Genomic DNA, 610 nt, shown 5'->3' on the forward strand with positions numbered 1-610 from the left:
TCACGGTGATGGTGCTTTCCGAGCCATCGGCGGATTTAACGGTGAAGGTTTCGGTCTTTACATCGCCGTCTTTTAAGGCCTGAACAACTGGATCGTTATTGTTCAGCGTGTAAGTCCACTTACCATCTGTACCAATGCTGAACTTACCGTAAGTACCGTTGGTTTCAGTCTGGGCCTGGAAGCTGGATTGACCGGCGTCTTTGTCGTTCACCAGCAGCGTGCCGCTGGTGCTCAGTGTTGTATCTTCTTTGACAGAGCCAGCATCGTCACCCGGTTTGCCTGGGGTGATCACGGCCTTGTCGTCCAGACCTTGCACATCGATGGTGATGGTGGTTTTGGTGCCGTCGCTTAGTGTTACATCGAAGGATTCGGTTTTTGTTTCGCCGGTTTTAAGGGCTTGCACATTATCCGCATCGTTGTTCAGCGTATAAGTCCACTTGCCATCGCTGCCCAGCGTTAACTTGCCATAAGTGCCTGCGGCATCGGTTTGCGGCACAAAGGTCGCGCCGCCGGTAGCGGTCAGCGTGCCGCTGCTGCTTTGAACGGTATCTTCCTGTACTGCGCCGTGGCCGACGGTGGCGGTTTCATTGCTGCCGTTCACAGTCACGGT

Annotated in this window: 1 protein-coding gene; it reads right to left on the reverse strand. The window is 54.3% G+C overall.

All coding sequences use genetic code 11. The features are described 5' to 3' along the window. Window positions 1–610, reverse strand: a 610-nt coding sequence (locus tag HA050_RS21735; RefSeq protein WP_205836561.1) for a VCBS domain-containing protein, incomplete at both ends; no start/stop codon positions are given.

The organism is Iodobacter violaceini, assembly GCF_011601265.1.
Taxonomy (GTDB): Bacteria; Pseudomonadota; Gammaproteobacteria; order Burkholderiales; family Chitinibacteraceae; genus Iodobacter; species Iodobacter violaceini.